Consider the following 1,682-nt stretch of genomic DNA (forward strand, 5'->3'; position numbering starts at 1 on the left):
CCCCGAGGCGACGCGGGCGGTGCGTCCGTCGGCGTACTCCAGCACTCCCGCCGCCTCGGTGTCGACGCCGCTGTCGCGGGTGCGGCGAGGTGGGCGTACGCCCGGTCGGGTTCGCCGAGGAAGTTCCGCGCCGCGCTGACGGCGTAGCTCCCCACGTCGAACAGCGACCCGCCGCCGAGTTCGGGGTTCAGGCGGATGTCCGCGGGGTCGTCGAGCCGGAACTTGAACGCCGCCTCGACGGACCGCATCGCGCCGAGTTCCTCGGACGCTATCTCACGGGCGCGGACGGTCCGCGGGTGGAAGTGGTACATGAACGCCTCCATGAGCGTCACGCCGGCGTCTTCGCAGTAGTCGAACAGGTCGGCGGCGCTCTCGGCGTCGGTCGTCAGCGGCTTCTCGCAGAGCACGTCCAGTCCGGCGTCGGCGGCCCGGCGGGTCCACTCGGCGTGCAACGCGTTCGGGAGCGGGTTGTACACCGCGTCCACGTCGGCCGAGAGGAGTCGTTCGTAGCTCCCGTACGACGCCGGAATCCCGTTGTTCGCGGCGAACGTCGCCGCCGTCTCGGCGTCCCGCGAGGCGACGGCCGTCACCTCGTGGTCGCTCGCGTGGATGGCCGGAATCAGCGACTTGCGAGCGATACCCGCGGTGCTCAGGACACCGAATTTCATGGGCGGTAGACGGCCGACCGCCCGAAAGGTCTTCCGCCGGCGGCCGGGGGGGGGCCCTGCAACCGCGGGCTTCGACGGCCACCGTCGTCGCAGGACGCGACGCGACTACCGCCGCCAGTACTCCGGCGTCAGGATGACGAGGACGGGCAGAATCTCCAGCCGACCGATCCACATGAGGACGACCATGAACAGTTTGCCCGCGTTCGAGAACCCGAGGTAACTCCCCATCGGGCCGACGACGCCGAACCCGGGGCCGACGTGCCGAGGGTCGCGGCGACGGCCGACATCGTCTCCAGCACCGAGAGGTTCAGGCCGTAGCGCGCCGCGTCGAGGAAGAGGAGCCCGCTTGCGACGAAGAAGATGACCAGGTAGAGGAGCGTGAACGCGTAGATGCCGCGAATCGCGCGTCGTCCAGCGCGCGGCCCCCGAGGCGGACAGGGCGGACCGCGTCGGGGTGTGCGGTCGTGAACAGTTCCCGGCGGATGGACTTCAGGATGACGTACCAGCGGACGATCTTCACCGCGCCGCCGGTCGACCCCGCGGAGCCGCCGACGAACATGGCGAACAGGAGGACGTACTGCGCGACCGGACTCCACGTGTTGAAGTCCATGCTGGCGTACCCCGTCGTCGTCACGATGGAGACCACCTGGAACACCGCCTGCCGCACCGCGGGTTCGACCTGTCCGGTGACGAGCGCCGTGAACTCGCCGAGGTAGGCCGCGTCGAACGTCGACTGCCCGACCACGGTCTGCGTGAAGCCGACGCCCGTGAACAGGAGGACCGAGAGGACTGCGGTGAACGTCGCCATCGCGCCGACGTAGAAGCGAAACTCGCGGTCCTCGAAGATGCGCCGCGGGTTGCCGGTGAGCGCGTGCCAAAACAGCGCGAAGTTCGTCCCGGCGGCGACCATGAACGGGACGATTATCCACTGTGCGGCCGCCGAGAACGCCTCGATGCTCCGCGCCTCGGGGAGAACCCGCCCGTCGGCAGTCGTCGTCACGCGTGCGCGACGGC

Annotated in this window: 2 pseudogenes; both read right to left on the minus strand. The window is 69.7% G+C overall.

Annotated elements, in window-relative coordinates:
* A pseudogene (locus GJ632_RS21330) lies at positions 1 to 668 on the minus strand (Gfo/Idh/MocA family protein); the annotation flags it as partial.
* A gap of 105 nt (positions 669 to 773) precedes the next feature.
* A pseudogene (locus tag GJ632_RS21335) lies at positions 774 to 1,658 on the minus strand (potassium transporter TrkG); the annotation flags it as partial.
* Positions 1,659 to 1,682 lie beyond the last annotated feature (24 nt).

The sequence above is a fragment of the Halogeometricum sp. CBA1124 genome, assembly GCF_009741955.1.
Classification (GTDB): domain Archaea; phylum Halobacteriota; class Halobacteria; order Halobacteriales; family Haloferacaceae; genus Halogeometricum; species Halogeometricum rufum.